Genomic DNA, 26,374 nt, shown 5'->3' with positions numbered 1-26,374 from the left:
CCTGTCGTTATTTGAGTGTCAGTACCCAGGTCGCGAGAATCTTCGCTTCTTCTTCAGTCACCGGGTTTGCCGGCATCGGCATTGGCCCCCAATTGCCTTGCGTGCCGTTCTTGATATGGCCCGCCAAGGTATCTACGGCACCGGCAACGCCGGCGTTCTTGGCCGCGACATCCTTGAGCGCAGGGCCGACCACTTTGGTGTCGATGGAATGGCAGGCGGCGCAGGGTTTGCTCTTGAACAGCTCCAGCGCGTCTTGGGCCACTGCCGGTTGCACACTCAGTGCAGCGGTCAGGGCGAACAGTGAAATCAGGGTATTTTTCATGAGGTTTCCTTGCATTGATGGAGCTCAATAAATGTCGTGTTGGGTGTTGTAGACGTTGAATTTCCCGGTCGGCGTAATCAGTCGTTTGTCTTTGATCACTGATTTGAGCTTGAGGGTCTTGTCGTCGATCACCACCAGCGCCGATTCGTCTGCCTGGCCGCTCCACACGGAGAACCAGACTTCATCGCCGGCCTTGTTGTATTCCGGTTGCACGACCCGCATCGCGCCCTTTTCGATACCGGCGTACTCAGCGATGGGCAGCACGGTGTAGCCGGCGTCGAGTTTGTCGATGTTGAAGACCGCCACGGACTGGCTGAGCTTGGCGTCCGGGTTGAGGGTGGTGTCGACATACAGGTGACGGGAGTTGGGGTGGGTCTTGATAAACAGCGATCCGCCGCCCTGGCCCTTGAGTGAGGCGACCTGTTTCCAGGCGTATTGCGGGTGTTTGATCGGGTCGGTGCCGATCAGCGAAATACCGTCATCACCCAGATGGCTGGTGGCCCAAACTGGACCGTAGGTGGGGTGGTTGAAGTTGGCGCCGCGACCGGGGTGAGGGGTTTTGCCGACGTCCACCAACGCGGTCAATTTGCGTTCCTTGGAGTCGATCACGGCGACTTTGTTGGAGTTGTTGGCGGCGGTCATGAAGTAGCGGTGACTGCTGTCCCAACCGCCGTCATGCAGGAAGGGCGCGGCATCGATGTAGGTGATGGTGAGGTTTTTGATGTCCTGGTAATTGACCAGCATGACCTTGCCGGTTTCCTTGACGTTGACGATGAACTCCGGCCATTCGTGGGAGGCAATGATCGCCGCGACCCGGGGTTCGGGGTGGTACTCCTGCTTGTCGACAGTCATGCCGCGAGTCGAAACGATCTGCTTGGGCTCCAGTGTTTCGCCGTCCATGATGGTGAACTGCGGCGGCCAGTAGGAGCCGGCGATGGTGTATTTGTCTTCGTAGCCCTTGAACTTGGAGGTTTCCACCGAGCGTGCCTCGATGCCCACTTTGATCTCGGCAACCTTGGTCGGCTCCAGTGGCCACAGGTCGATCATGTCGATCCTGGCGTCTCGACCGATCACCAGCAGGTAGCGTCCGGAGGCGGAGATACGGGAGATGTGCACCGCATAGCCGGTCTCGATGAGTTTGACGATCTTCTTGCTGTCACCATCGATCAGGGCAATCTTGCCGTCATCGCGCAGCGTCACCGAAAACAGGTTTTGCAGGTTGAGTTTGGTCAGCTGTTTCTTTGGACGGTCCTCGGGTTTGACCAGCAATTTCCAGGTTTTCAGCGTCTCGGCCATGCCCCATTCCGGCGGCGTCGGCGGCGTGTGCTGAATGAACTTGGCCATTGACGTGATCTGATCCTTGGTCAGCGCATTGGACGTCCCCCAGTTCGGCATGCCCGCCGCCGAACCGTAAGTAATCAAGGCTTCCAGATAAGGCTGACCCCGGGCCTGGGTGATGTCCGGGGTCAGTGGCTTGCCAGTGGCGCCTTTGCGCAGTACACCGTGACAGCCTGCGCAGCGCTGGAAATAAATCTCCTTGGAGGAATCGAACTCGGCCTGGCTCAGGTCGGGTGCTCCTGCTGTTTTAACCATGAGCGGGTTTGCCGCAGCGGCGGCGGGCTCTTCGGCTCTGGCGGCGTGAGTCACCGCCAGCGCCAGTGCCGAGCACAGGGTGGCGACGGTCAGAGCAAAGGTTTTTCTATTGCTGATCAGCATTCCATTTCTCCTCAGGCAAGACCTTTGCGATGTACTGAAACGGCAGCACAGAGCGCAGGTTCTTAGTGCCGTGCAAGGCTATGCCCAGCAGGCCAATGCTCGCTTGACGGCGATCAAGTTTGCCGGCCATGTCGCTTGCCAGGTTGTCGCAGGCGCCCGTAGCGTGGTCCTCAACCCCGCTCTTGCCTCAGGTGCCTCATGGACCGTACTCATTCTTTCGAACACAAGGTCGAACCCTTCTACCAACCGCTGAACAATGAAGAGGTGCTGTTCGAGCAAGCCTGGCGCCACGGCATGCCGGTGCTGATCAAAGGCCCTACTGGCTGTGGCAAGACCCGTTTCGTCCAGCACATGGCCCATCGGCTGAAGCTGGCGCTGTACACCGTGGCGTGCCATGACGACCTGAGCGCCGCCGACCTGATCGGCCGTCATCTGATTGGTGCCCAGGGCACCTGGTGGCAGGATGGGCCGCTGACCCGAGCGGTGCGTGAAGGGGGCATCTGCTACCTCGACGAAGTGGTTGAGGCGCGCCAGGACACCGTGGTGGTCCTGCATCCGCTGGCCGATGATCGTCGGGAGCTGTTCCTGGAACGCACCGGGGAAGTGCTGCAGGCACCGCCTTCATTCATGCTGGTGGTGTCTTACAACCCCGGTTACCAGAACCTGCTCAAAGGCATGAAACCCAGCACCCGCCAGCGCTTCGTGGCGATGCGTTTCGGCTATCCGCCGGTGGCCGATGAAGAGCGCATTGTCGCCAGAGAGGCGCAGGTGGACGTGGCGCTGGCGGCGCAGGTGGTCAGGCTGGGGCAGGCTCTACGGCGCCTGGATCAACATGATCTGGAAGAAGTCGCGTCCACGCGGTTGCTGATTTTTACGGCGCGAATGATCCGCTCCGGCATGAGCCCGCGTGAGGCCTGCATGGCCTGTCTGGCCGAGCCGCTGAGCGATGATCCGCTGACCGTTGCCGCGCTGATGGACGTGGTTGATGTCCACTTCGCCTGAAACCACTGCGGTGTCTCCCGGACATTTACCGGGCGATTTGGCGATGTGGTTTTTCATCCTCGCCGAGCTCTCGGTGTTCGCGATTCTGATTCTCGCGTTCGCCGTGACCCAGGTGCTGAAACCCCAAATGTTTAGCGAAAGCCGCCAGTTACTCAACAGCTCCACCGGGCTGGCGATGACCTTGAGCCTGCTCACCGCTGGGCTGTTCGCCGCGCTGGCTCAGGAACAGGTCAGGCAATCGCGGGCCCGCCACGGTGCCCTGTTTCTGTTGGCGGCCTTGCTGGCCGCCAGTGTCTATGTGCTGTTGAAGCTCACTGAGTACCGGCATCTGCTGGCCTCGGGACTGGGCATGGAGCACAACACTTTTTTCATCCTGTACTGGATCCTCACCGGGTTTCACTTCCTTCATGTGCTACTCGGCATGCTGATTCTCGGCTGGCTGGCGGAACGCTGTCGGCGTCGTCTGTACAGCACCAGCAACCGCAGCGGGCTGGAATCCGGCGTGCTCTATTGGCACATGGTCGATCTGATCTGGGTGGTGCTTTTCCCGCTGGTCTACGTTCTGAATTGACGAGGTTCTCATGTCCGCTTCCAGGGTTCTGGTCGCCTGCTGGGCAGGGCTGGCTGCGCTGAGCGTGTGCACCGTGGAGCTCGGGAATGCCGGAGCCACCACGTTGCTGTCCATTGCCATCTTGCTGGTGGCCGTCGGCAAGGCCTGGCTGATCGCCGACGGTTTCATGGAAATGCGCCACGCGCCACGACTGTGGCGCCGGTTGATGTTGAGCTGGGCGGTGGTTTTGGCGGCGGCGGTGGGGGTGACGCTGGTGTTGGTCGCTTAACCAACCTGAAAAAACTCATGCGCGACGTTTATCGGTCGGGTTCAAACGCTGCACCTCGGCAAAAATCTCTGTGATCGGGCGTCGCGGCTGACGTTTATGCAGGGCGCGAACCTGCTCGCTCAGGCGCAGCAGTTCTTCACTCGGCCTGGTCCATTGTTCCTTCGGCAGCGGTTCCGACCATTGACGCGTTGCCTCGGGCAACGCCTGTTGGCCCTTTTCCTTGAGGCGGCGGATTTCCCATTCGGTCAGGTAGTTGGGAATGGTCCACAGCGTCATCACGTGGTATCAGTACCAGAAGAAGCCGGACAACCGACTGCGTTGGCCGTCCCGGATTTGCTGGTGCATACGCGCTCAGGCGTTGTGGAAAGTGTGCCTGCCTTCGTGGGGCGGGTCGTTGGGACCTTGGAGGTCCTGCTGGGGGGCCTGAATGGATTTGAGGTCGTTGACTTCGTATTCCATGTAGCCACGGATCGCTTCCCAATGGCTGATGTCCAAGGACAGGCCGGCGCAGGGGAATTCGACGCTGGTCAGGCGACCCCCGTGCTGGAAGCCAATGCCCATGCCGTATTGGGTGGCGCCCTGGGATTCGATGACCCAGGCGGAAGGGATTCCCAAGGGACGAAGACGGGGTCGTCTTCAGGCATGAAGCAGACTTCGCGGCGTTGGCGGTTGAAGCGGGTGGGGATGATGGCGGCGCGTTTGTTGTGGTTGTGGCGCCAAACGCCGAGGCCGATGAGTAGGGTTAAAAAGCAGGTTTGTCGGGCCGCAGAAAAATTCGGATTTAACCTACATCAAAAGTTGAGTTCCCCTGCATTTTTAACTGGGCTGGCTTGCCAAGGTCGCCGTTTTTAAGAGCGAAGATCGGCATGAGCAAACCCAGAACACCGCAGCCAATTTACTTGTCAGAACTTACAGGTATGAGTGCAAGACTCTTTGTTGTAGTGATTTCCTCTTTTATATTGGTCGGATGCGGGGACGACAAAGCACCTACGATTGAATGGTTTATCGACAATCCGTCCGAGATATATCGAACCCTAAGAAGCTGCGACCACCCAACAAAGTACAATCCTATGCCGCACTACACGTGGTGTGCTAACGCACGATTTGCATCTGAGACTAGGAGTATGAGGCTAAGGAAACTTGAAGAAGAAAAGAACTTGGCTGCTGCAAGAGATACTCCTGAGAATCTTAAAACGATTAAATGGTACGAGAATAATCGCCACGCACTAGTCGCCAAAGTTAAGAAGTGCAAGGAGAGTACGGGGAAAGTAAATGTTGAGTTTCACGTCGGATGCTTAAAGGCTAATCAAGCAGCAATGAATAGGTACGTGCGTGGGCAGCTCTGGTAGGCAAAAAAACTGTTCCAGTACCCTTGGTCAGTCAATTAAAACTGAATGTCTGGTGGGATTGTTCCCGATTCAGCCCTATCGGACGGCCACTGGTATGACCGAAGAGCTGATATACGCTGCGCGGAGCTGATTACGAAACTTGAAATCGCTGAGGCTAAAAAAGCTTGCGCACAATGCCTGCTAATCAACTTCTAACGCAGAACTTCGGCAAAAAATTCGGTAATCGGGCGCCTGGGCTGACATTTGTACAACGTTTGAACTTTTTCGCTCATGTGCAGCAGTTCTTCACTCGGTTTCGCCCATTGTTCCTTCGGCAACGGCTCGGACCATTGCTGCATCACTTAGGGCAAGGCGTGTTGGCCCATTTTCTGGAGGCGGCGGACTTCCCATTCGGTTAGGTGGTTGGGAATCGTCCACAGGGTCATGACGTCGAACAGATACCAAAGGAACCCTGAGATCCGGTTGCGCTCGCCGTCGCGAATTTGCTGGTGCATACGCGCGCTGACCTTATAAAGGTGAGCTCCGTAGGAGCAAAGGCGACAGATCGCGATGGGAATAAACGCCTTGGGCCGATAAGCCGAGCGACTTCTTGATGTGAATACCCGACCAAAACCATCGGAGTTTCTTGATCGCCATCAAGCAGGTTTCGACCCACCGCTTCCTAGAATGGACAGGCCAAGCAAAGAGGAAGCGACCATGTCAGAGACCTTCACAAAAGGCATGGCCAGGAATATCTATTTCGGGGGAAGCATCTTCTTCTTCCTGATATTCCTGGCCTTGACCTATCACACGGAACAGACCTTTCCAGCTCGCAGCAATGAAGCGCAATTAAGCGAATCAGTGGTGCGTGGCAAGTTGGTCTGGGAGCAAAACAACTGCATCGGCTGCCACACGTTACTGGGCGAGGGCGCCTACTTCGCGCCTGAGCTGGGCAACGTGTTTCAGCGGCGCGGCGGGGAGGAAGGTTTCAAACCCTTTCTGCATGCCTGGATGAAGATGCAGCCGCTGGGCGTACCCGGCCGGCGAGCGATGCCTCAGTTCAACCTGAGCGATCAGGAAGTGGACGACATCTCCGAGTTCCTCAAATGGAGCTCGAAAATCAATACCAATGGCTGGCCGCCAAACAAGGAGGGCTGAGAGATGAGTATTGCTAATCCGCATCTGAAATTCGCCTCGCAAGCCGTGGCCAAACCTTACTTCGTGTTTGCCTTGATCCTGTTTCTCGGTCAGGTGCTGTTCGGTTTGATCATGGGCCTGCAATACGTGGTGGGGGACTTTCTGTTTCCGGCCATTCCCTTCAACGTGGCGCGGATGGTACACACCAACCTGCTGATCATCTGGATACTGTTTGGCTTCATGGGCGCCGCCTACTACCTGATTCCGGAAGAGGCCGACCGCGAACTGCACAGTCCGAAGCTTGCGATCATTCTGTTCTGGGTATTCGCCGCGGCGGGTGTGCTGACGATCCTGGGCTATCTGCTGGTGCCGTATGCGGGCCTGGCCAGGCTGACCCACAACGAGCTGCTGCCGACCATGGGCCGGGAGTTTCTGGAGCAGCCGACCATCACCAAGATGGGCATTGTGGTGGTGTGTCTGGGCTTCCTCTACAACATCGGCATGACCCTGCTAAAAGGTCGCAAGACCACCATCAGCATGGTCATGATGACCGGGTTGATCGGGCTCGCGGTGTTCTTCCTGTTCTCCTTCTACAACCCGGGAAACCTGGCCCGCGACAAGTTCTACTGGTGGTGGGTGGTGCATCTTTGGGTCGAAGGCGTGTGGGAGCTGATCATGGGCTCGATGCTGGCCTTCGTGCTGATCAAGATCACCGGTGTGGACCGGGAAGTGGTCGAGAAATGGCTCTATGTGATCATCGCCATGGCGCTGATTACCGGGATCATCGGCACCGGTCACCACTTCTTCTGGATCGGTGCGCCTGAGGTCTGGTTATGGGTCGGTTCAATCTTCTCTGCACTGGAGCCGCTGCCTTTCCTGGCCATGGTGATATTCGCCTTCAGCATGGTGAAGAAACGTCGTCGGCAACACCCGAACCGCGCCGCTACGCTGTGGGCCAAGGGCACCACGGTGACGGCCTTCTTCGGTGCGGGCGTCTGGGGTTTTCTGCATACCCTGGCACCGGTCAACTTCTACACCCATGGCTCGCAACTGACGGCGGCTCACGCTCACCTGGCCTTCTACGGTGCTTACGCGATGATCGTGATGACCTTGATCAGCTACGCCATGCCGCGACTGCGCGGGCTCGGTGAAGCGGGGGACGAGCGCTCGCAGACCCTCGAGATCCGGGGCTTCTGGTTGATGACCCTGTCGATGGTGATGATCACGTTGTTGCTCACCGCTGCCGGTGCCGTCCAGATCTACCTGCAACGCTGGCCGGTCGATGGAGTCGCGTTGCCGTTCATGGCCACTGTCGAACATCTGAAAGTGCTGTTCTGGGCCCGTCTGGCCAGCGGTGTCGGTTTCCTTGCCGGACTGCTCTGCTATCTCTTGAGCTTCAAGCAGCGTGGCCGCGCAGCCTTGCGCGCTCCAGCCGCTGTTGTCCCTTCATGAGCCGGTGCAACGGCTAGAAAAGGTCGGCCCGGCTGATACAGCGGGCCGTTTTTTTGATGTCCAAAAAGGGCAAAAACCATGGCCTTTACCGTCGAACTGGAAGAGTGGGTAGGCAGTGTCTGGCATCGTTTCATCACGCGGCGCGCCAGCCCGGATTTCCCCGAAGCGCGGGTCGAGCTGGTCAGCCAGCAACGACCGCTGGCGCTGTTGTTTCGTGCCATGGGCGGCGCCAGTGGCATAGGCGTGGAAGCCGCCAGCGACCGCGATCTGTTGCTGCGCCGTAACGTGCTGCAGCAGATCGCCGGTACCTGCAAACAAGTGCCATTGGCGTGGTGTGACGAGAATAACCTTCGTCTGCCGTCGAGCCTGGCGGTCTTCCCTGAAGTGGCATTGAACGAGGAACTCTATCGCTGGCTGGCGCTGCTGGCAGCGCAGGCCGGCCAGATGCGTCACTGGGGGCGGGACAACCAGCGCTGGACGCAAATGCTGTTGCGGCGTTATCCCGCGTTGCGTTCCCGGTACCACCGCCTGGTCGATGCCCATCTGCAATTGCGCCCGGATCCGGCGTCGCTGAACACCAGCGAAGCAGCACTGGAACGGGCGTTGTGCCAGGCATTGCGCGAGCCGGGGAGTGTCGAACATTTTCCCCGTAGCGAACGATCGGCCTGGCCGCTGCCGCTGTGGCTGTATCCGCCGCAGAACCTCGCCAGCCCACAGGCTGCGGACCTGGGCGAAGACTCGGAAGAGACTCTGGCTACGCCTCCCGGCGAGCAGAAAGGCGGACGCAAGCGCGCCAAGCGGATTGATGAAAGTACCCGCGCAGGCGGACTGTTGGTGGTGCGTCTGGAGAACCTGTTCAGCTGGACCGAACACGTGGACCTGGATCGTTGGTCGGATGACAGCGAAGACCCGAACGCCGCCAAAGTCGCCGACGACCTGGACGAATTGACCCTGTCGCGCACTCGTCTGCGCAAGGGCGGCGGTCTGAAGCTGCACCTGGATTTGCCACCGGCCGATGTCGACGATATTCCCCTGGGCGAGGGCATCAAGTTGCCGGAGTGGGACTACCGCAAGCAGCAGATGCAGGATGGCTTCGTCAATCTGCAAATGATGCAGCCGCGTGACTGCGAGGCGCAGCCGCTGCCGCCACGGCTGAAGGCATCGGCGCACCGTTTGCGACGCCAGTTCGAGCACCTGCGCAATGATCGTCAATGGTTACGCCAGCAGCCCCAGGGATCTGAGCTGGATATGCAGGCCTGGCTGGATTTCCACGTTGAACGCCAGCATGGCCAGTGCGCCGAACGCGGTCTGTTCATGGAACAGCGCCAGACCCGTCGCGACCTGGCGTGCCTGTTACTGGCCGATGTGTCGATGTCCACCGACGCCCACCTGAACGATGAGCATCGCGTGATCGATGTGATCAGGGACAGCTTGCTGTTGTTCGGCGAAACGTTGTCGGTGCTGGGTGACGATTTCGCCCTGTACGGGTTTTCCTCGCTGCGTCGTCAGCAAGTGCGCCTGCAAGAGCTCAAGTCATTCACCCAGCGTTATGACGACAACATTCGCGGTCGCATTCAGGGGCTGAAACCGGGGTATTACACACGCATGGGCGCTGCCATTCGCCAGGCCACGCAACTGCTGGGCGGTTGTAAACGCAGACGCAAACTGCTGCTGTTGCTGACTGACGGCAAACCCAACGATCTGGATCTCTATGAGGGGCGCTACGGTGTCGAAGATACTCGTGAAGCGGTATTGGAGGCGCGGCGTCAGGGGTTGACGCCGTTCTGTATCACCATTGATCGCGAGGCCGGCGATTACCTGCCGTATATGTTTGGCGCCAATGGCTACACCTTGATCCGCCAGCCCGAACAATTACCCCTGCGCTTGCCGCAGTTGTATCGTCAGTTGACCCAGCCTTGAAAGGCACTTCCCGTAGCAGCCTGCGTCCCCGTAGCAGCTGCCGAGCCTGCGAGGCTGCGTTCGGCTGCGAAGCAGTCGTGAAATCAGACCACGCGGTGTTTCAGGAGGACCGTGCGTTCCGGGTTTACGACTGCTTCGCAGCCGAACGCAGCCTTCGGCAGCTGCTACGCGGTGGGATATGTTCGGGATGGCGCTGCTCAGGAGATGCTGCGCGGCAACCAGAAAAACATTGCCACACAGAAGATCGTCAGGCCGATGCAGAACCACATGAATCGTCGTTGCCGATGTTCCCCAGCGTCCTCGGCCAGCGCCGGCAGGGGCATGCCGCACTGGCGGCACTCGGTTTCCTGCAGCGGATTAGTGTGTTGGCAATACAGACAGATGGGCACGTCACTCATTCGAACTGTTCCAGGCGCAGACGATCAAGAATGGCGATCTGGCGGCCGTCTTGAGTGATGATCTTTTCATCGATCAAACGGCGGATGATCCGGGAAAACGTCTCTGGCTGGATCGACAGATGCCCGGCAATCAGCTGCTTGGCCATCGGCAGTTCGAATTGGCTGTCAACGGTTTGCAAACGCACCAGTTGCGTCAGCAGATAACGCACGACCCGGTGGGTCGCATTTTTCAGCGACAGGGTTTCGATCTCGTTGACCCGCTGGTGCAGACGTACGCAGAGCTTGCCAAGCAGGGCAAAGGTCAATCGACTATTGCTTTGCAACAGGCGCATGTAGGTGCTGTTGGACAAGCGATAGAGCTGCGTCGGACAAATCGCTTCGGCCGAGGCCACATAGTTGGGTGTGTCCATCAGCATCATCGCCTCGGCGAAGGTTTGCCGATCACCGATGACCTCAAACACCTTCTCTTGCCCATCGGGCGTCAGGCGATAGATTTTCACCGCCCCGGCGATCACGAAATAGAACGAGTCGGCCGGCTCGCCCTGACGGAACAGCGGTTCGCCTTTGTCGATGCTCAGCAAGTGGCTGGTACTCATCAATTCATCCAGCTGTTCTTCATTCAACGGCTCGAATAAATGATGACTGCGCAGAATCTGGTGATGGACGCGATGAAGCACCATAAAAAATCTTCCTGATGGCTGGAAAGGGACGGCTATTAAGTCAAACGAGGCCTAGAGAGATGCCACTGGCCAAAGCCACGATTGAGGCCAGGACAACAAACCATGCAACTGGCTGGATGATGTTTTTCATGACGGCTCCAGGTAGTCGAGGGAAAACACATTTGTCTTATGAAGGCACTCATGAATGAGCAAGACGCGGGCCAGACCTGGAGATCCTTATTTATTGGGGATGTCAGTGAGGTAGGTGAAAAAGACCATGGGCTTTAGGGTGAAAACACCCACTTAATGGTCATTTGTACCCTGAGTGGGTGGCCCTTTGTGGCGAAAGGGCAGCGTTCAACCCTTGATCGGCATCAGGGCACGCCCCTTGCAACCCATTGTTTCGACTACAGAGGGTCAATTTAACCCTCTGGCAGTTTGCAAGCTTGATCTGTGACAAGTGCAGCGAATGGGTAATACCCGATTATGGGGGTGGAATTTACCCTCCGGCAGCAAGGTAGAGGAGTGGCTTTATGCAAGTGCTTGACCGCCGTAAAGCGATGGCGATTGCGCCGTTGTTACGTCTGGCCTTTCGGCCGTTTTTCCTGGCGGGCTGCGTCTTGGCGTTGCTGGCCATACCGCTCTGGCTGGCCGCCTTCAGTGGCGCGATTTCCGGCTGGCAGCCGGCAGGTGGTTGGCTGGCCTGGCATCGGCATGAGCTGTTGTTCGGGTTTGCGCTGGCGATTATCGCGGGTTTTCTGCTGACGGCCGTGCAGACCTGGACCGGTCGCCCGGGCATCAGCGGTAGGCCACTGGCGGGTCTGGCGTTGTTGTGGTTGTTCGCGCGTCTGGCCTGGCTGGCGAATGTGCCGTGGCCGTTGCTTGCGGTTCTGGAATTGGCTTTTCCGCTGGCGGTGGCAGCACTCATGGGTTTCACCCTATGGAAGGTGCGGCAGAAACGTAATTATCCGATTGTGCTGGTGTTGCTGTTATTGGCCGTGGCCGACGGCTTGTCCATGTATGGCCTGCTTCCAGGTCATGAGGGCTGGCAGCGTCAAAGTGTATTGACCGGCATCTGGCTGGCGGCGGCGATGATGGGCTTGATCGGCGGGCGAGTCATACCGTTCTTCACTCAGCGCGGCCTCGGCCGGGTCGAGGGTGTTGCGCCCTGGCCCTGGCTGGATAGCCTGCTGCTGGCAGGCTCGGCGCTGGTGGCAGTGTTATATGCCGCAGGACCTGCGCTTAACCCCACTGTCTGGGTCGGCCTGCTGTTTGCGGTGTTGGCGGCGGGGCATTTTGTGCGTCTGGTTCGCTGGCATGATCGGGCGCTGTGGCGAGTGCCGTTGCTGTGGTCGTTGCACCTGGCCTATGGCTGGTTGGCGGTGGCCTGCCTCGGTATGGCGCTGTGGCATTTCGGTGTACCGGTGAACCCCAGTCTGGCGGTGCATTGCCTGACGATAGGTGCCATGGGCGGTTTGATTCTGGCGATGATCGCTCGGGTCAGCCTGGGGCATACCGGCCGTGCGCTGGAACCGCCGTCGGGCATGACTTTGGCGTTCATTTTGTTGAACCTGGCATGTCTGAGCCGGGTGGTGCTGGTGCTGTTCTTTCCGTTGGGAGCATTGTGGCTGGCAGGTCTGTGTTGGGCGCTGGCGTTTGCGCTGTACGCCTGGCGTTATGGGCCGATGCTGCTGCGGGCCCGGGTTGACGGTCATCCGGGATGAGCAGTCGAATTGACGGAGGTTGCCGGTGATTTACCCCTACTTGCTGGTCACGCACTTGCTGGCGGCCATCGCCTTTATCGGGACGCTGTTTTTCGAGGTGTTCATCTGGCACTCCGCACGCCTGCAGTTGGTGAGCGGTGCGCAATCGACTGCAGATCAGGCGATTGCGGTGCGCTCGCGCAAGGTGCTGCATGGCGTGGTGTTGCTGCTGTATGGCGCCGGCATCGGGCTGGCGTGGCAGCACCGTGGTGTCTTGAGCCAGCCGCTGGCCAGCAGTTTCGGCACGTTGTTGAGCCTGAAGATCCTTCTGGCCTTGAGCATCATCGGGCATTACTTGCTGCTGGCGTATTGGCTGAAAAGCGCGCGGCTGACCTCGACCCGCGCCAGCTGGATTCGCCGCAGCATCCTGGGGCACATGCTGTTGATCGTGATCCTGGCCAAGGCCATGTTCTATTGGCACGGCTGATGGCAGCCCAATCTCATCCCAATAAAAAAACCGCGTCAACCGGTTGGTTGGCGCGGGTTGGGTGTTGCTGGCAATCGATTAATGGCGAGGGGGCAGGGCCTTGACGAACAGCACGTTGTTTTCCAGATGGATGTGCTGCATCAGGTCGTCCCTGAATTCCAGCAAGCCGCGATAAAGGGCGCGCCAGGTGTTGCAGGCATCGGCAGGCGGGGTGATGTTGTCGGTCAGGGCGAGCATTTTTTCCAGGGCTTCACCGTGTTGATCATGTTCGTAACGCAGCACCTGGATCGGCGGTACGGCCTGTGGCCCCATTCCCTGTTGCAGCATCGGGAAGAGCACTTGTTCTTCCTTGAGCATGTGGCCTTCGAGTTCTTGCTGCATGTCCCGCAGGTGGTCGGCCAGGCCGTTGGGGCAGCTGCTGCGCGCACCATGGACCTGCTCGACGCGGCGAGCCAGGCGGATCAGTTCCGGCAGTTGCTCGCGGTGGTGGGCGTGGTAGCGCGCCAGGATGTGGGCGATCAACAGTTCCTCGGGTTCGTTGCGCCAGTCGTGCTGGGTTTCACCGGCGTCTTGCAGGGCATGGAGAGCGTCGGCAATCAGCAGGGGATCGAGGCCTTTGCCAAGGGCGGCTTCACGCAGGCTTTTGTGCCCGGCGCAACAGAAGTCCAGATTGAAGGCGTGAAAAGTCCGGGTGGCGCCGGGAATGTCGCAGGCCAGTTGGCCGAGACTTTGTTCCAGAAGGGTCAGGCTCATCGAGGTTCCTCTTAGGTTTCACAGGTTCCCCGGTCCTGTTGCATCCGGCATGCCATATTTAACGCATTGAAAATGCTCGATTAATTTTTTGTTGTGGTGATGAGTACCCTGACGGCATAGGGTGAATCAAACCATAAAGGGTGGTTACTACCATGCTGCGTGAAAGCCTGGCCGCCGACTTGATTGTCGAGCTGCCCAATGCCGTGCGTTTGCAACGGCTTGTCCAGACCCTGCGCGAATACTTCAACAGTGGCGCCGTGGGGTTGCTGCGTCTGGATGACGACAGCCTGAGGCCGGTGGCGACGGTGGGACTGGTTCACGAAGCGCTGGGGCGCCGGTTTGTCATCGCTCAGCACCCTCGGCTGGCGGCAATCATGGCGTCGCGCGAGCCCACCTGGTTCGAACCCGATAGTCGCCTGCCGGACCCCTATGACGGCTTGCTCGACGGCCATGCCGGCGAACCGCTGCCGGTGCATGACTGCATGGGGGTGAGCCTGTATGTCGAGGGGCGGATCTGGGGCGCGATCACGCTCGATGCGCTGCACGCTGGGACCTTCGACAGCCGCGCTCGGGAGGAGCTCAAGCGTTGTACCTTGCAGATCGAGGCCGCTGTGCGGGTGACCCGGCTCGAACAGGAAAACCGCAGTTTGCGTTTGTCCCGCAGTGATATTCAGGACGTGCGGATGCCCGCTGAGGACGGCGAAATTCTGGGTCAGAGCGAAGTGCTGCGCCAGTTGCTCAATGAGCTGGAAGTGCTGGCCGACTCCGAGTTGCCGGTGTTGCTGTTGGGGGAGACCGGGGTTGGCAAAGAGCTGTTCGCCCGGCGTTTACACGGTCTTTCACGCCGGCGTCATAAGCCCCTGGTGCATGTCAATTGCGCCGCCTTGCCGGAATCGCTGGCGGAGAGCGAGTTGTTCGGACACGTCAAAGGAGCCTTTTCCGGGGCCACCAGCGATCGTGCCGGGCGTTTCGATGCGGCCAACGGCGGCACGCTGTTGCTCGACGAGGTCGGTGAATTGCCATTGAGCGTGCAAGCCAAATTGCTTCGCACGCTACAAAACGGCGAGATCCAGCGCCTGGGCGCCGACAAGCCGCTGCATGTCGATGTGCGGATCATCGCGGCGACCAACCGACACCTGCCGGACAGCATTCGCGACGGCTTGTTTCGCGCTGATCTGTATCACCGCCTCTCGGTGTATCCGGTGCCGATCCCGCCCCTGCGCGACCGCGGCAACGATGTGTTGATGCTGGCCGGGCATTTCCTTGAGCTCAATCGGGCGCGGCTTGGCCTGCGCGGTTTGCGTCTGTCGCCAGCGGCCGAGCGAGCGCTACTGGGTTATGCCTGGCCGGGCAATGTGCGTGAACTGGAGCATGTGATCAGTCGAGCCGCCTTGAAGCAGCTCAGCCGTGGCACCAGTCGCACCCTGATCATGACGCTGGAGCCCGCGATACTGGATCTCGACAACGGTATTCACGCGCCGGGTTCGGTCGCTGAATTGCCTGTGAGCGATGTGTCTGACCTGCCGTTCCAGCCCCTGGGCGAAGCCGTCGACGATTACCAGCGGCAAAAAATCCTTCACGCCTTGAGCCTGTCCGGGGAGAACTGGGCCTGCGCCGCACGGCTGCTGGAAGTCGATCCCAGCAACCTGCACAAACTGGCCCGCAGGTTGCGGCTTAAGTAAGGGCAGGGCGACGCTTCATCAATGCTCAGTGTTGATGGTGGTCAAGTGGGTATCGCACGCAAGCTCGCACACTGTGTGAAACCTTCCGGAGATTACCGCCATGCCCCTTTCCCTGGCTCAAATGCGCCGTAACTACACCCTTGATGGTTTGCAAGATGATCTGGCGCTGGACGATCCACTGACCATGTTCCGGCAGTGGATGCAGCAAGCCCGCCAGACCGAGAGCGCTCCCGTCGAGGCCAATAGCATGGCCCTGGCGACAGTCGACAGCCAAGGGCGCCCACACTGCCGGATTCTGTTGCTCAAAGGATTGAGCGATGAAGGCTTCACTTTTTTCGGCCATTACCAGAGTGACAAGGGGCAGCAACTGGCGGGTAATCCCAATGCGGCCATGACCTTTTTCTGGCCCGGTCTGGAGCGTCAGGTTCGTGTCGAAGGCCAGGTGTCCAGGCTTGACCCGCAGCTCTCGGATGCTTACTTCGACTCCCGCTCCCTGGCCAGCCGTCTAGGGGCCTGGGCTTCACCGCAAAGCCGTCCGTTGGCCAGTCGGGCAGCACTCGAATCCTTGTTGGTGGAAACCGGTAAGCGCTTCGTCGGCCAGACCATTCCACGACCCGAGGACTGGGGTGGTTACTGCCTGCGTCCGGAACGGCTGGAATTCTGGCAGGGGCGTGCAGACCGATTGCATGATCGGCTTGATTACCGTTTGCAGAAGGGTGTGTGGGAGCGAAATCGTTTGGCGCCTTGAGCGACGAATGAATTCCCCCGTAGCAGCTGCCGAAGGCTGCGTTCGGCTGCGAAGCAGTCGTGGAATCAGACCACGCGGTGTTTCAGGAGGACTGTGCGTTCCGGGTTTACGACTGCTGCGCAGCCGAACGCAGCCTCGCAGGCTCGGCAGCTGCTACGGTTATTTCCCCAATTGCCCCGTCGAGGTACCTCCTTGGAGGAATAGGCTCGGTCTACATTCCGGTTCAGGCTGGGCCATACCTTTATCTACAGGAAGGCTTGGATATGGCCCATCTGGCGCAACGTATTTTTCAACCGCTGAACATTGCCGTGCTGACCATCAGCGATACGCGAACCTTCGATACCGACACCTCGGGACAAACACTGACGGATTTGCTGCAAACCGCCGGGCATGTGTTGATCGACCGCGATCTGGTCAAGGACGACATTTATCAGATCCGCGCAAAACTCTCCCACTGGATCGCCGACCCTCAAGTGCAAGTGGTACTGATGACCGGCGGCACCGGATTCACCCCTCGCGACAACACGCCGCAAGCGGTCCTGCCGTTGCTGGACAAACATGTGGAAGGCTTCGGTGAACTGTTCCGTCAGGTGTCTCTGGCGGAAATCGGTATGTCCAGTTTGCAGTCCCGGGCATTGGCGGGGATGAGCAATGGGGTGCTGGTGTGCTGCGTACCGGGTTCGCCGGGCGCGTGTCGAACGGCCTGGAACAAGATCCTGCTGGAACAATTGGACAGTCGCACCGGCCCATGTAATTTCGCTCCGCATTTGAAGCCGCAGGCGCAGCAGGTCATTGATGCCTGCGAGTCACGCTCATGACCGGCTCGGTGTGCGACAGCGGCAAGCTGATGCCCGTGGACGAGGCCATCGCCCGACTGCTGAACCAGGCACCGCCGCCCCCACCGTCGCAAAAGATCCCTCTGGAGCAAGCCTTGGGGCGGGTGTTGGCGGCGGATATTCATTCCCCGGTGAACCTGCCTGCCTGGGACAACAGTGCCATGGACGGCTACGCCCTCAGGGCGGCTGACCTGCCACTGGCGGGCGGTTACTTGTCGGTGGTGGGCCGGATCGCGGCGGGGGCCGGCGACAGCTCGCCATTGTTGCCGCAAACGGCGGTGCGGATCTTTACCGGTGCACCGCTGCCGCCGGGTGCCGATACCGTGGTGCCGCAAGAACGTTGCCGGGTCGAGTGCGAGCACGTCTGGTTCCCGCCGGTAAGCGTTGGCGACCACGTGCGCAAGGAGGGCGAAGAAGTGCGCCGTGGGCATCTGTTGCTCAAGGCAGGTAAGCGCTTGCGCGCACAAGAGTTGGGGCTGTTGGCCGGTGCTGGCGTGGCGCGGGTCGAGGTCTATCGGCCTTTGCAGGTTTGCTTGCTCAGCAGTGGCGATGAACTGCGTGAACCGGGTGATTCGTTGGCGCCGGGGCAGATTTACAACAGCAATCGTTACTGCCTCGCCGCGTTGTTGCGCGGTTGGGGCGTCGAGGTGCATGACTACGGGGTTATGGCCGATGAGTTGGCGGCCAGCCGCGATGCCTTGATCCTGGCGTCTTCGGAATGCGATTTGCTGCTGACTTCGGGCGGTGTGTCGGTGGGCGAGGAAGACCATCTCAAACAGGCGATCGAGGAACTCGGCAGCGTTGATTTTTGGCGGCTGGCCATCCAGCCGGGTAAACCGCTAGCCTTTGGGAACGTGGCTGGCAAACCCTGGATCGGCATGCCGGGCAATCCATCGGCGGCGCTGATTACCGCGTTGGTGGTGGTGCGTCCGTTCCTGCTCAGGGCACAGGGTGTGCGCGAGGTGCTACCGATGCCATTGGCTGTCGCGGCCGGGTTCGATTGGCTGCAACGCAACAAGCGCCGGCAGTACCTGCGGGCAAAACTGAGCCCCGGCCCCAACGGGCAATTGAGCGTCGAGCTGCACCCGCAGCAAAGCTCTGCCATGTTGACCGCCGCCTGCTGGGCCGATGGGCTTGCGGTGGTGGAGTGCGAGCAGCAAGTGCTCAAGCACGACACCGTCATGTTCCTGTCCTTTGCCGACCTGATGCAGTGATGGCAATTGATTGCCGTCAAGGTCGTGGCTGCCGGTCTCGCTAGACTGGCAGCGCATTTTCGATCGCTCTGAACCTGCGCGCGACAGGTATCAGCCGATGGTCGCGACGAGTTCTTTCATGAGGATTACCCATGCAACTGGTCTGCCCGGCAGGGAACCTGCCTGCGCTAAAAGCGGCCGTGCGCCAAGGCGCCGACGCCGTCTACGTCGGCTTTCGTGATGACACCAATGCCCGGCATTTCGCGGGCTTGAATATGGACGACAAACAGTTCGACGCCGCGGTCTCATTCATTCGCCAACATCAACGCAAGCTCTATGTGGCAGTCAACACCTACCCTCAGCCCAAAGGCTGGGAGCGCTGGCAGCGGGCGGTGGATCGTGCTGCCGATTTGGGCGTGGATGCGCTGATCGCCGCCGACCTCGGGGTGCTCAACTACGCCAGTCAGCGTCACCCGCAACTGGCGTTGCACTTGTCCGTCCAGGGTTCTGCGACCCATGCCGCTGCGCTGGCGTTCTATGCGCAGCGCTACGGTATTCGTCGTGCCGTTTTGCCTAGGGTGTTGTCGTTGGCGCAAGTGCGTCAGGTCGCGGCCAGCAGTCCGGTGCCCATTGAAGTGTTCGGTTTCGGCAGCTTGTGCATCATGGCCGAAGGGCGTTGCCATCTCTCTTCCTATATCACCGGCGAATCGCCGAACCTGTGCGGCGTCTGTTCGCCGGCCAAGGCGGTACGCTGGAGCGAAGACGCCCAAGGCTTGAGTGCGCGGCTCAGTGAGGTCTTGATCGACCGCTATACCCCTGATGAACCGGCCGGATATCCGACCTTGTGCAAAGGCCGTTTCCTGGTGGGTGGCAAGCGTTTCCATGCGCTGGAGGAACCCACCAGCCTCGACACCCTGGACCTGCTGCCGGAGTTGGCGGCCATCGGTGTCGAAGCGGTAAAAATCGAAGGCCGCCAACGCAGCCCGGCCTATGTGGAACAAGTCACCCGCGTCTGGCGCGCCGCGCTGGATGCCCATCGCGGCTCGCCGGGCACCTTTCGGGTCAAGGATGAATGGCGTCGGGTGTTGGCCGGTTTATCCGAAGGCAGCCAGACCACCTTGGGTGCCTATCATCGATCATGGCAATGAGGGACGGGACATGAAACTCAGCCTGGGACCGGTCCTGTTTTACTGGGACAAAGAGCAACTCAGCAACTTTTACGCCGAAATGTCGACCTTGCCCCTGGATGTGATTTATCTGGGGGAAACCGTGTGTTCGAAACGCCGGGCATTCTCATTGGATCAGTGGCTTGGCCTGGGTCGCGAGCTGCAGGAGTGCACTCAGGCGCAGCTGGTGCTTTCCAGCCTGACGCTGATCGAAGCGGCGTCCGAACTCTCCAGCCTGCGCCGCCTGTGCGACAACGGCGAATTGCTGGTGGAGGCCAACGACATGGGGGCGGTGCAGTTTCTGGCCGAACGTAAATTGCCTTTTGTCGCGGGCCCGGCCCTCAATCTGTACAACGGCCATACGCTGGCGCAACTACTCGATTGCGGAATGACCCGCTGGGTGCCGCCAGTGGAGTGTTCGGCGGCGCTGATTGGCGATGTGATCGAGCAGGTGCGCGAGTTAGGGCGTGAGGTACCGGAAGTTGAAATTTTCGCTTATGGGCATTTGCCTTTGGCCTATTCCGCGCGTTGCTTCACCGCCCGGGCGGAAAATCGTCCCAAGGACGACTGCCAGTTTTGCTGTATCAACTACCCCGACGGCCTGGCCCTGACGAGTCAGGAAGGTCAGCCGCTGTTCACCCTCAACGGCATTCAAACAATGTCGGCCGAAGTGACCAATCTGCTGGCGGATTATTCCGGGCTGGTGGCCTGCGGCGCCGATATGTTGCGCCTGAGCCCGCGTGCTCAGGGCATGGCCGAGGTGGTTGCAGCCTATCAACGGGTCCGCCTGGGCGAGACGCCGCCGCTGTTCGTCGAAGGCTGCAATGGTTACTGGCATGGCCAGGCCGGCATGTTGCGCGTCGAGGAGGTCGGCCTGTGTTGAACCGAAAAAAGTGGCTGTTGAAAGGTGCTGACCGGTTGCTGCCGCTAGTGCGGCGGGTGCCCTTTGTCGTGCAGCGCGTGGCGTTACAGCAAGCGCTCAATCGCTGCCTCGCCGAGCCGCTGCGCGACGGTGGATTCGACCTGTTGCGTGGTCGCTGGCTGTGCCTGCGGATCCCGGACCTGGGTTTGTCCTGGTACCTGACCCTGGGTCGCGGTGGATTGCAGATTGCCGAACGGGCTCAGGCGCACGTGACCATCAGCGGCAACTGGCGAGAGTTTTTACTCCTGGCCAGCCGTCAGGAAGACCCGGACACGCTGTTCTTCCGCAGGCGTCTGGTTATTGAGGGTGATACCGAACTGGGGCTGGCGCTGAAGAACCTGATCGACAGTCTTGATCCTGATGTATTGCCTGTTTGGTTGTGGCGCAATCTGGAGCGGGCCGGGAAGGGGTTGGCGGCGGGGTGAGAATCTGCGTTGCTGTGACCGACGCACTGTAGGAGCGAGCCGGTCGACGCTCGATTGGTCCGGGCGGCGTTCCGACGATAGCGGCCTCACAGCCGGCCTGTCTCTTGCTGGTGTACATATTCATTACCGCAGAAATGGATAGGTACTCGGACAAGACAAAGAAGTCGTAAGGTTACGCCGCCCCCCACCTCCTTGATAAAGGCCATCACATGGCCCTCATTCATCATGCCAACGAATGTCTCGCCATTCAGACACTCCTCCAAAGCCCCAGGTTAACAAAAGATAACGTGGCGTCGATTGTCAGACCTTTCTAAAGCTGGATAGGATAGGCCAGCTTCAGAAGGGGCTCTAGATTGCTGGTTTCAGGACAACGATCCGAAACGGCAAATCAGAAAAAACGCCCTGTACGGCGCCCTGAAAGGTTGAATGACCTAACAATAATAATGGGGGAAAGGTCTATGAGTGAGCCTGTCATGGGTGTGGGTTTTTGCCGCCCGCCGGCGTTACGCAGATTCGCGTTGCTGGCTACAGCGCTCTCGCTGTTGGGTGTTGCTGCGTTGTCGGCACCCGTCCAGGCCGCAGCCACGGCAGCGGTTGACACTGTCTATTCGATTGAATCCGCAAAATCCGCCAAAGGCCTGATGCTCGACGTCGTACCTGCCGGCGCGCGCCTGGTGGCTGTGGGTGATCGCGGTCATATTCTCTATTCCGATGACCAGGGTAAAACCTGGACCCAGGCCAAAGTGCCGACTCGACAGTTGCTGACCGCGGTGTTCTTTGTCGATGACCAGCATGGCTGGGCGGTCGGGCATGACGCACAAATTCTCGCCAGTGAAGACGGCGGCGCGACCTGGACCAAGCAATTCGAAGACTTGAAACGCGAAGCACCGCTGCTCGACGTCTGGTTCAAGGACGCCAGCAACGGCTTTGCCGTGGGCGCTTATGGCGCATTGCTGGAAACCACCGACGGCGGCAAGCACTGGGAAAACGCCAGCGATCGCCTGGACAACGAAGACCAGTACCACCTCAACGCCATCGCCGCAGTCAAGGATTCCGGTCTGTTCATCGTTGGTGAGCAGGGCAGCATGTTCCGCTCCGCCGATTGGGGACAAACCTGGGAGCGCCTTGAAGGACCGTATCAGGGATCGCTGTTTGGTGTGATCGGTACCCGCCAGCCCGGCACGCTGCTGGCTTACGGTTTACGCGGCAATCTGTTCCGCTCTACTGACTTTGGCAGTACCTGGGAGCCGGTTGAGCTGAAAGCCGCCCGTGGTGCACTCGAATTCGGCCTGTCCGGCGCGACATTGCTCGATGACGGGTCACTGGTCATCGTCGGCAACGGCGGCAGCGTGGTGCGCAGCACCGACGATGGTTTGACCTTCAGCGTATTCAATCGACCGGACCGCATTTCCTTGTCGGCGGTCACGGCAGCGGGCAATGGCAACTTGATTCTGGTGGGACAGGGCGGTGTTCGCGCCACCACGCCAACCGGCGCTGAGCTGGGCAAATAATAAGAAGGCGGGGGATTTCCATGAACATTCAACACCAAAGCAAGATTTCCGTAAGCAGTCATCACCAGGACAAGGCAACGTTCCTCGAACGCCTGATTTTCAACAACCGCCCGGCAGTGATCGTCATCTGCCTGCTGGTCAGCGCGTTCCTGTTCTGGCAGGCGACGCTGATCCGGCCGTCCACCAGTTTCGAAAAAATGATTCCGCTCAAGCACCCCTTCATCGAGAAGATGCTTGAGCACCGCAACGATCTGGCCAACCTGGGCAACACCGTGCGGATCTCGGTGGAAGCCACCGATGGCGACATTTTCTCCAAGGAGTACATGGAGACCCTGCGGCAGATTAACGACGAGGTGTTCTACATCTCTGGCGTTGACCGTTCCGGTCTCAAGTCGCTGTGGAGCCCCAGCGTTCGCTGGACTGAAGTGACCGAGGAAGGTTTCGCCGGTGGTGAGGTGATTCCGCAGAGCTACAACGGCTCGGCCGACAGCCTCGATCTGTTGCGTAACAACGTGCTCAAGTCCGGTCAGGTCGGTCGTCTGGTGTCCAACGATTTCAAATCCAGCATCGTCGATATTCCGTTGTTGGAGTCCTACCCGGACCCGCAAGACCAGGGCAAGTTGCTCGCGCTGGATTACCAGAAGTTCTCCCACGAGCTTGAGGACAAGATCCGCAACAAGTTCGAAGCGCAAAACCCCAATGTGCAGATCCACATCGTCGGTTTTGCCAAGAAAGTCGGCGACCTGATTGATGGCCTGATCATGGTGGTGATGTTCTTCGGCGTCGCCTTCATTATCACCCTGGTGTTGCTGTACTGGTTCACCAACTGTATGCGCAGCACCGTCGCGGTGTTGAGTACCACGCTGGTGGCGGTTGTCTGGCAACTCGGGTTGATGCACGCCTTCGGTTTCGGGTTGGACCCGTATTCGATGCTGGTGCCGTTCCTGATCTTCGCCATCGGTATTTCCCACGGCGTACAAAAGATCAACGGTATCGCCTTGCAGTCCAGTGGGGCCGACAACGCCCTGACCGCAGCGCGGCGAACGTTCCGGCAATTGTTCCTGCCGGGGATGATCGCGATTCTGGCGGATGCGGTGGGCTTCATCACCTTGTTGATCATCGACATCGGCGTGATTCGCGAATTGGCCATCGGCGCGTCCATCGGTGTGGCGGTGATTGTGTTCACCAACCTGATCCTGTTGCCGGTAGCGATTTCCTACGTCGGCATCAGCAAGCGCGCTGTCGACCGCAGCAAGAAAGACGCAGTGCGCGAGCATCCGTTCTGGCGCTTGCTGTCGAACTTTGCCAGCCCGAAAGTTGCACCTGTGTCGATCGCCCTGGCCTTGTTGGCTTTCGGTGGCGGTCTCTGGTACAGCCAGAACCTGAAAATCGGCGACCTCGATCAAGGCGCGCCGGAGCTGCGTCCTGATTCGCGCTACAACAAGGACAACAATTTCATCATCAGCAACTACTCCACCAGCTCCGATGTACTGGTGGTGATGGTCAAGACCGCCCCGGAAGGCTGCTCGCGTTACGCCGCCATGGCGCCGATCGATGAGTTGATGTGGAAGATGCAGAACACCGAGGGCGTGCAGTCGGCGATTTCCCTGGTGACAGTCTCCAAGCAGATGATCAAGGGCATGAACGAGGGCAACCTGAAATGGGAAACCCTGTCGCGCAACCCGGATGTGTTGAACAACTCCATAGCCCGTGCTGATGGCCTGTACAACAACAGTTGCTCGCTGGCGCCGGTACTGGTGTTCCTCAACGACCACAAGGCTGCAACCCTTGATCGCGCGGTGCATGCGGTGCAGGAGTTCGCCAAGGAGAACAACAAGGACGGCCTGGAATTCATCCTCGCGGCCGGTAATGCCGGGATCGAAGCCGCCACCAACGAAGTGATCAAGGAGTCGGAGCTGACCATCCTGGTCCTGGTGTACATCTGTGTGGCGACCATGTGCATGATCACCTTCCGTTCATGGGCGGCAACCTTGTGTATTGTGCTGCCGCTGGTGCTGACCTCGGTACTCGGTAACGCCCTGATGGCCTTCATGGGTATTGGTGTGAAAGTCGCGACCTTGCCGGTGGTAGCGCTGGGTGTGGGGATTGGTGTCGACTACGGCATCTACATTTACAGCCGCCTCGAAAGCTTCCTGCGCGCCGGTCTGCCACTGCAAGAAGCCTATTACCAGACCCTGAAATCCACCGGTAAAGCGGTGCTGTTCACCGGTCTGTGCCTGGCCATCGGCGTCTGCACCTGGATCTTCTCGGCGATCAAGTTCCAGGCTGACATGGGCCTGATGCTGACCTTCATGCTGCTGTGGAACATGTTCGGCGCGTTGTGGCTGTTGCCAGCGCTGGCGCGGTTCTTGATCAAGCCGGAAAAACTGGCCGGGCAGAAGGGTAATTCGTTGTTTGCCCATTAAGGGTTAGTTGAAACGAAAAAGCCGCAACCTTGGGTTGCGGCTTTTTTATATCTGAAAATTCACACTAACCCTGTGGGAGCAAGCCCGCTCCCACAGGACTCTGATGGGCTATCATTGCCACTTTCCAATTGATGATTGATCGCCATGACTGCCGCTACCGATTCCTTGCTCACCGTCCTCGAAACCTGCGACATGCTGGAAATTGACGGGCTGCATGCCTTTGATTTCTCTCTCGACGAAGAGGATCAACTACACATCGAATGCATGGACGGCCGGGCAGCCAAACGCTGGGTTTTCAGTATGGCCCAGGTGCAAGCCGCGACCTTCGATGAAACCCTGCAGAGCTGGACCATCACCGGCGATTCCGGCGAGCACCGGCTGGTGTGCATGAGTGCATTCAGCGGCGGTGACGAAGAGGATGACGAGCATGAGGATGCGTAACTTCTGGCCATTGCTGGTGGCTGGCAGTGTGGGGGCGATGTCTGTGCAGGCGGCGCCGGTCGATAGCTACGAGCTGTTGGTCGGCTCCTACACGCAGGGCCAGAGTCAGGGCCTCTATCGTCTACAGTTCGACAGCCGCACCGGTCAGCTCGACCCCAAACCGTTGCAGGTGGTGAAGAGCGCCAACCCGTCGTGGCTGACCCTGTCCAGGGATCAGCGGCGACTGTTTGTGGTCAACGAAAACGGTCCGGGTCAGGTCGATCCGGTCGGCCGTGTCAGCAGCTTTTCCATTGACCCGAAGAGTCATGAGCTGAGCCTGATCAATCAGGTCCAGTCCCTTGGCAATGAACCGACTCATTCCAGCCTGAGCTCTGACGGGCGCTACTTGTTCGTCAGCAACTATTCGGTGGCGCAAGACCCAGGCGGCAGCCTCGCGGTATTGCCAGTGGCAGCAGATGGCAAGCTGGCGCCGCCAGTGCAACTGAGCAGCCATCCGTCCAGCCGGGTCAATCCTGAACGGCAGATGTCAGCCCATGTGCATTCGACGGTGTCATCGCCGGACGGCCAGTACGTGTTTTCCAGCGACCTGGGGGCGGACAAGGTCTTTGTCTACCGCTACGACCCCAAAGCCAATCCTGAGCTGCCGTTGACCGCCGCCACTGCGGCTTCGGTGCAGTTGCCGCCGGGCAGCGGCCCGCGACATCTGCTGTTCAGCGGTGATGGCAAGCATGCCTGGTTGACCATGGAAATGAGTGCGCAAGTCGCGGTATTTGACTACCAGGCGGGCAAGCTTGTGCAGCGGCAGATGGTCGAACTTGCCGCCGACAAACCCAAGGAAGAGAAGGCCGCAGGTGCGCTGCATGCCTCGCAGGACGGCAAGTTCCTCTACGTCAGCAACCGTGGCACCGCCAATCAGTTGCTGGTGTTTGCCATTGATCCTGCAACAGGTGAGCTCAAAGAGATCCAGCGCCGTTCGGTGGAAGGCGATCATCCACGGGAATTCAGTCTTGATCCGAGTGGCAAATTCCTGTTGATCGGCAACCAGAAAAGCAACCAGATTGTGGTGCTTGAGCGCGATGCCAAGACGGGTTTGTTAGGCAAAACCGTACAAAAACTACCGTTCGACTCCCCCAGCGATATCAAGTTCTTGCTGCGTCAATAAGCCGCAGGCCCCGGATGACGGGGCCTGCGTACTTCTATTAATGACGCTGATATTCGCTACTGCTGCAAAGAATTTCAACGCGCCGACCCTCGGGCGTAAGTTTGCTTCACGGCCTACACAGGCAAGCAAGCCAACTGAATTTACGA

At 59.3% G+C, this 26,374-nt stretch carries 28 protein-coding genes; 19 read left to right on the top strand and 9 right to left on the bottom strand.

All coding sequences use genetic code 11. The features are described from left to right. Positions 1-7: 7 nt before the first annotated feature. From ACN1C3_RS19875 to ACN1C3_RS19865, 3 genes are read right to left on the bottom strand one after another with little or no spacing between them, the layout of a single operon-like run. Complete coding sequence (locus ACN1C3_RS19875) at positions 8-322, bottom strand: c-type cytochrome (RefSeq protein WP_419117469.1); 315 nt, start codon at positions 320-322, stop codon at positions 8-10. Positions 323-346: 24 nt separating this feature from the next. Then, positions 347-2,038, bottom strand: a complete 1,692-nt coding sequence (locus ACN1C3_RS19870) for a cytochrome D1 domain-containing protein (protein ID WP_419117468.1) — start codon at positions 2,036-2,038, stop codon at positions 347-349. Further along, positions 2,022-2,168, bottom strand: coding sequence for a hypothetical protein (locus tag ACN1C3_RS19865; protein WP_419117467.1), 147 nt, complete (start codon positions 2,166-2,168; stop codon positions 2,022-2,024). The genes ACN1C3_RS19870 and ACN1C3_RS19865 overlap by 17 nt, the downstream gene beginning before the upstream one ends. Positions 2,169-2,236: 68 nt before the next feature. On the opposite strand from ACN1C3_RS19865, the gene ACN1C3_RS19860 reads away from it, so the two are divergent. The 3 genes from ACN1C3_RS19860 to ACN1C3_RS19850 are packed head-to-tail and all read left to right on the top strand — an operon-like array spanning position 2,237 to position 3,879. Beyond that, on the top strand, positions 2,237-3,040 hold the full coding sequence (locus ACN1C3_RS19860) for an AAA family ATPase (protein WP_419117466.1): 804 nt from the start codon (positions 2,237-2,239) through the stop codon (positions 3,038-3,040). Then, positions 3,024-3,611 carry a cytochrome c oxidase subunit 3 gene (locus tag ACN1C3_RS19855; RefSeq protein ID WP_419117465.1) on the top strand — a complete coding sequence of 196 codons (588 nt, stop codon included), beginning with the start codon at positions 3,024-3,026 and terminating at the stop codon, positions 3,609-3,611. The genes ACN1C3_RS19860 and ACN1C3_RS19855 overlap by 17 nt, the downstream gene beginning before the upstream one ends. Before the next feature lie 10 nt (positions 3,612-3,621). Next, complete coding sequence (locus ACN1C3_RS19850) at positions 3,622-3,879, top strand: cytochrome C oxidase subunit IV family protein (RefSeq protein ID WP_419117464.1); 258 nt, start codon at positions 3,622-3,624, stop codon at positions 3,877-3,879. A 15-nt stretch (positions 3,880-3,894) separates the two neighbouring features. Here the strand turns inward: ACN1C3_RS19850 and ACN1C3_RS19845 are convergent, their stop codons facing one another. The 3 genes from ACN1C3_RS19845 to ACN1C3_RS19835 form a co-directional block, all read right to left on the bottom strand. Continuing rightward, positions 3,895-4,155, bottom strand: a complete 261-nt coding sequence (locus ACN1C3_RS19845) for a hypothetical protein (RefSeq protein ID WP_419117463.1) — start codon at positions 4,153-4,155, stop codon at positions 3,895-3,897. 75 nt (positions 4,156-4,230) lie between these two features. Then, entirely contained in the window at positions 4,231-4,494 is a 264-nt protein-coding gene (locus tag ACN1C3_RS19840; RefSeq protein ID WP_419117462.1) for a hypothetical protein, read from the bottom strand. Positions 4,495-5,569: 1,075 nt separating this feature from the next. Next, complete coding sequence (locus ACN1C3_RS19835) at positions 5,570-5,722, bottom strand: hypothetical protein (protein WP_419117461.1); 153 nt, start codon at positions 5,720-5,722, stop codon at positions 5,570-5,572. 202 nt (positions 5,723-5,924) lie between these two features. Between ACN1C3_RS19835 and ACN1C3_RS19830 the strand changes: the two genes are divergently transcribed. The 3 genes from ACN1C3_RS19830 (at position 5,925) to ACN1C3_RS19820 (ending at position 9,716) form a co-directional block, all read left to right on the top strand. Beyond that, complete coding sequence (locus tag ACN1C3_RS19830; protein WP_419117460.1) at positions 5,925-6,365, top strand: c-type cytochrome; 441 nt, start codon at positions 5,925-5,927, stop codon at positions 6,363-6,365. A gap of 3 nt (positions 6,366-6,368) precedes the next feature. Beyond that, the gene (locus tag ACN1C3_RS19825; protein WP_419117459.1) at positions 6,369-7,796 is read left to right on the top strand and encodes a cbb3-type cytochrome c oxidase subunit I; all 1,428 of its coding nucleotides are present in this window, start codon (positions 6,369-6,371) and stop codon (positions 7,794-7,796) included. Positions 7,797-7,874: 78 nt separating this feature from the next. Further along, on the top strand, positions 7,875-9,716 hold the full coding sequence (locus ACN1C3_RS19820; RefSeq protein WP_419117458.1) for a nitric oxide reductase activation protein NorD: 1,842 nt from the start codon (positions 7,875-7,877) through the stop codon (positions 9,714-9,716). Positions 9,717-9,913: 197 nt separating this feature from the next. Here the strand turns inward: ACN1C3_RS19820 and ACN1C3_RS19815 are convergent, their stop codons facing one another. Together ACN1C3_RS19815 and ACN1C3_RS19810 are read right to left on the bottom strand one after the other, a co-directional pair. After that, entirely contained in the window at positions 9,914-10,114 is a 201-nt protein-coding gene (locus ACN1C3_RS19815; protein WP_419117457.1) for a protein DnrP, read from the bottom strand. After that, positions 10,111-10,794 (bottom strand): Crp/Fnr family transcriptional regulator, encoded by a 684-nt coding sequence (locus ACN1C3_RS19810; RefSeq protein ID WP_419117456.1) that lies wholly within the window; start codon positions 10,792-10,794, stop codon positions 10,111-10,113. The genes ACN1C3_RS19815 and ACN1C3_RS19810 overlap by 4 nt, the downstream gene beginning before the upstream one ends. 512 nt (positions 10,795-11,306) lie before the next feature. Between ACN1C3_RS19810 and ACN1C3_RS19805 the strand changes: the two genes are divergently transcribed. After that, a complete protein-coding gene (locus ACN1C3_RS19805; protein WP_419117455.1) occupies positions 11,307-12,497 on the top strand; it encodes an NnrS family protein in 1,191 nt (396 codons plus the stop codon). A gap of 28 nt (positions 12,498-12,525) precedes the next feature. After that, positions 12,526-12,963 (top strand): hypothetical protein, encoded by a 438-nt coding sequence (locus ACN1C3_RS19800; protein ID WP_419117493.1) that lies wholly within the window; start codon positions 12,526-12,528, stop codon positions 12,961-12,963. Positions 12,964-13,041: 78 nt separating this feature from the next. Here the strand turns inward: ACN1C3_RS19800 and ytfE are convergent, their stop codons facing one another. Beyond that, positions 13,042-13,716, bottom strand: coding sequence for an iron-sulfur cluster repair protein YtfE (gene ytfE / locus ACN1C3_RS19795; RefSeq protein ID WP_419117454.1), 675 nt, complete (start codon positions 13,714-13,716; stop codon positions 13,042-13,044). Positions 13,717-13,868: 152 nt separating this feature from the next. Here ytfE and norR point away from each other — a divergent pair, with 152 nt between their 5' ends. The 11 genes from norR (at position 13,869) to ACN1C3_RS19740 (ending at position 26,228) form a co-directional block, all read left to right on the top strand. Next, positions 13,869-15,398: a nitric oxide reductase transcriptional regulator NorR gene (gene norR / locus ACN1C3_RS19790; RefSeq protein ID WP_419117453.1), complete on the top strand. Its 1,530-nt coding sequence runs from the start codon at positions 13,869-13,871 to the stop codon at positions 15,396-15,398. Positions 15,399-15,498: 100 nt separating this feature from the next. Continuing rightward, positions 15,499-16,146, top strand: a complete 648-nt coding sequence (gene pdxH, locus ACN1C3_RS19785) for a pyridoxamine 5'-phosphate oxidase (protein WP_419117452.1) — start codon at positions 15,499-15,501, stop codon at positions 16,144-16,146. A 263-nt stretch (positions 16,147-16,409) separates the two neighbouring features. Next, positions 16,410-16,964, top strand: a complete 555-nt coding sequence (gene moaB, locus ACN1C3_RS19780; RefSeq protein WP_419117451.1) for a molybdenum cofactor biosynthesis protein B — start codon at positions 16,410-16,412, stop codon at positions 16,962-16,964. Then, positions 16,961-18,196, top strand: a complete 1,236-nt coding sequence (glp, locus tag ACN1C3_RS19775) for a gephyrin-like molybdotransferase Glp (RefSeq protein WP_419117450.1) — start codon at positions 16,961-16,963, stop codon at positions 18,194-18,196. The genes moaB and glp overlap by 4 nt, the downstream gene beginning before the upstream one ends. A 131-nt stretch (positions 18,197-18,327) precedes the next feature. Then, positions 18,328-19,323 carry a ubiquinone anaerobic biosynthesis protein UbiU gene (gene ubiU, locus ACN1C3_RS19770; protein WP_419117449.1) on the top strand — a complete coding sequence of 332 codons (996 nt, stop codon included), beginning with the start codon at positions 18,328-18,330 and terminating at the stop codon, positions 19,321-19,323. Positions 19,324-19,333: 10 nt separating this feature from the next. Continuing rightward, positions 19,334-20,224: a U32 family peptidase gene (locus ACN1C3_RS19765; RefSeq protein WP_419117448.1), complete on the top strand. Its 891-nt coding sequence runs from the start codon at positions 19,334-19,336 to the stop codon at positions 20,222-20,224. Continuing rightward, entirely contained in the window at positions 20,218-20,688 is a 471-nt protein-coding gene (gene ubiT / locus ACN1C3_RS19760) for a ubiquinone anaerobic biosynthesis accessory factor UbiT (RefSeq protein ID WP_419117447.1), read from the top strand. Before ACN1C3_RS19765 ends, ubiT begins: the two co-directional genes overlap by 7 nt. Before the next feature lie 458 nt (positions 20,689-21,146). Then, positions 21,147-22,199, top strand: a complete 1,053-nt coding sequence (locus ACN1C3_RS19755; RefSeq protein ID WP_419117446.1) for a WD40/YVTN/BNR-like repeat-containing protein — start codon at positions 21,147-21,149, stop codon at positions 22,197-22,199. A 20-nt stretch (positions 22,200-22,219) separates the two neighbouring features. Further along, positions 22,220-24,625: an efflux RND transporter permease subunit gene (locus tag ACN1C3_RS19750; protein ID WP_419117445.1), complete on the top strand. Its 2,406-nt coding sequence runs from the start codon at positions 22,220-22,222 to the stop codon at positions 24,623-24,625. A gap of 144 nt (positions 24,626-24,769) precedes the next feature. Then, a complete protein-coding gene (locus ACN1C3_RS19745) occupies positions 24,770-25,066 on the top strand; it encodes a DUF5629 family protein (protein WP_419117444.1) in 297 nt (98 codons plus the stop codon). Next, positions 25,053-26,228 carry a lactonase family protein gene (locus tag ACN1C3_RS19740; protein WP_419117443.1) on the top strand — a complete coding sequence of 392 codons (1,176 nt, stop codon included), beginning with the start codon at positions 25,053-25,055 and terminating at the stop codon, positions 26,226-26,228. Before ACN1C3_RS19745 ends, ACN1C3_RS19740 begins: the two co-directional genes overlap by 14 nt. Positions 26,229-26,374: the final 146 nt, after the last annotated feature.

Origin of the sequence: Pseudomonas sp. H11T01 (assembly GCF_048515765.1) — a bacterium.
GTDB lineage: Bacteria > Pseudomonadota > Gammaproteobacteria > Pseudomonadales > Pseudomonadaceae > Aquipseudomonas.
Note: the sequence above shows the minus strand (reverse complement) of the source record. Positions and strands in the feature narration are given on the sequence as shown.

Excerpts from the sequence above, each read along its gene's own strand:
- ACN1C3_RS19815 (WP_419117457.1), bottom strand. The coding sequence starts at position 10,114 with ATGAGTGACGTGCCCATCTGTCTGTATTGCCAACACACTAATCCGCTG.
- ubiU (WP_419117449.1), top strand. The coding sequence starts at position 18,328 with ATGCAACTGGTCTGCCCGGCAGGGAACCTGCCTGCGCTAAAAGCGGCC.
- ACN1C3_RS19860 (WP_419117466.1), top strand. The coding sequence starts at position 2,237 with ATGGACCGTACTCATTCTTTCGAACACAAGGTCGAACCCTTCTACCAA.
- ACN1C3_RS19870 (WP_419117468.1), bottom strand. The coding sequence starts at position 2,038 with ATGCTGATCAGCAATAGAAAAACCTTTGCTCTGACCGTCGCCACCCTG.
- ACN1C3_RS19875 (WP_419117469.1), bottom strand. The coding sequence starts at position 322 with ATGAAAAATACCCTGATTTCACTGTTCGCCCTGACCGCTGCACTGAGT.
- ACN1C3_RS19850 (WP_419117464.1), top strand. The coding sequence starts at position 3,622 with ATGTCCGCTTCCAGGGTTCTGGTCGCCTGCTGGGCAGGGCTGGCTGCG.
- ytfE (WP_419117454.1), bottom strand. The coding sequence starts at position 13,716 with ATGAGCCTGACCCTTCTGGAACAAAGTCTCGGCCAACTGGCCTGCGAC.
- ACN1C3_RS19830 (WP_419117460.1), top strand. The coding sequence starts at position 5,925 with ATGTCAGAGACCTTCACAAAAGGCATGGCCAGGAATATCTATTTCGGG.
- ACN1C3_RS19765 (WP_419117448.1), top strand. The coding sequence starts at position 19,334 with ATGAAACTCAGCCTGGGACCGGTCCTGTTTTACTGGGACAAAGAGCAA.
- glp (WP_419117450.1), top strand. The coding sequence starts at position 16,961 with ATGACCGGCTCGGTGTGCGACAGCGGCAAGCTGATGCCCGTGGACGAG.
- ACN1C3_RS19865 (WP_419117467.1), bottom strand. The coding sequence starts at position 2,168 with ATGGCCGGCAAACTTGATCGCCGTCAAGCGAGCATTGGCCTGCTGGGC.
- ACN1C3_RS19855 (WP_419117465.1), top strand. The coding sequence starts at position 3,024 with ATGTCCACTTCGCCTGAAACCACTGCGGTGTCTCCCGGACATTTACCG.
- norR (WP_419117453.1), top strand. The coding sequence starts at position 13,869 with ATGCTGCGTGAAAGCCTGGCCGCCGACTTGATTGTCGAGCTGCCCAAT.
- ACN1C3_RS19755 (WP_419117446.1), top strand. The coding sequence starts at position 21,147 with ATGAGTGAGCCTGTCATGGGTGTGGGTTTTTGCCGCCCGCCGGCGTTA.
- ACN1C3_RS19825 (WP_419117459.1), top strand. The coding sequence starts at position 6,369 with ATGAGTATTGCTAATCCGCATCTGAAATTCGCCTCGCAAGCCGTGGCC.
- ACN1C3_RS19845 (WP_419117463.1), bottom strand. The coding sequence starts at position 4,155 with ATGACGCTGTGGACCATTCCCAACTACCTGACCGAATGGGAAATCCGC.
- ACN1C3_RS19810 (WP_419117456.1), bottom strand. The coding sequence starts at position 10,794 with ATGGTGCTTCATCGCGTCCATCACCAGATTCTGCGCAGTCATCATTTA.
- ACN1C3_RS19740 (WP_419117443.1), top strand. The coding sequence starts at position 25,053 with ATGAGGATGCGTAACTTCTGGCCATTGCTGGTGGCTGGCAGTGTGGGG.
- ACN1C3_RS19745 (WP_419117444.1), top strand. The coding sequence starts at position 24,770 with ATGACTGCCGCTACCGATTCCTTGCTCACCGTCCTCGAAACCTGCGAC.
- ACN1C3_RS19820 (WP_419117458.1), top strand. The coding sequence starts at position 7,875 with ATGGCCTTTACCGTCGAACTGGAAGAGTGGGTAGGCAGTGTCTGGCAT.
- ACN1C3_RS19805 (WP_419117455.1), top strand. The coding sequence starts at position 11,307 with ATGCAAGTGCTTGACCGCCGTAAAGCGATGGCGATTGCGCCGTTGTTA.
- ACN1C3_RS19750 (WP_419117445.1), top strand. The coding sequence starts at position 22,220 with ATGAACATTCAACACCAAAGCAAGATTTCCGTAAGCAGTCATCACCAG.
- moaB (WP_419117451.1), top strand. The coding sequence starts at position 16,410 with ATGGCCCATCTGGCGCAACGTATTTTTCAACCGCTGAACATTGCCGTG.
- ACN1C3_RS19835 (WP_419117461.1), bottom strand. The coding sequence starts at position 5,722 with ATGCACCAGCAAATTCGCGACGGCGAGCGCAACCGGATCTCAGGGTTC.
- pdxH (WP_419117452.1), top strand. The coding sequence starts at position 15,499 with ATGCCCCTTTCCCTGGCTCAAATGCGCCGTAACTACACCCTTGATGGT.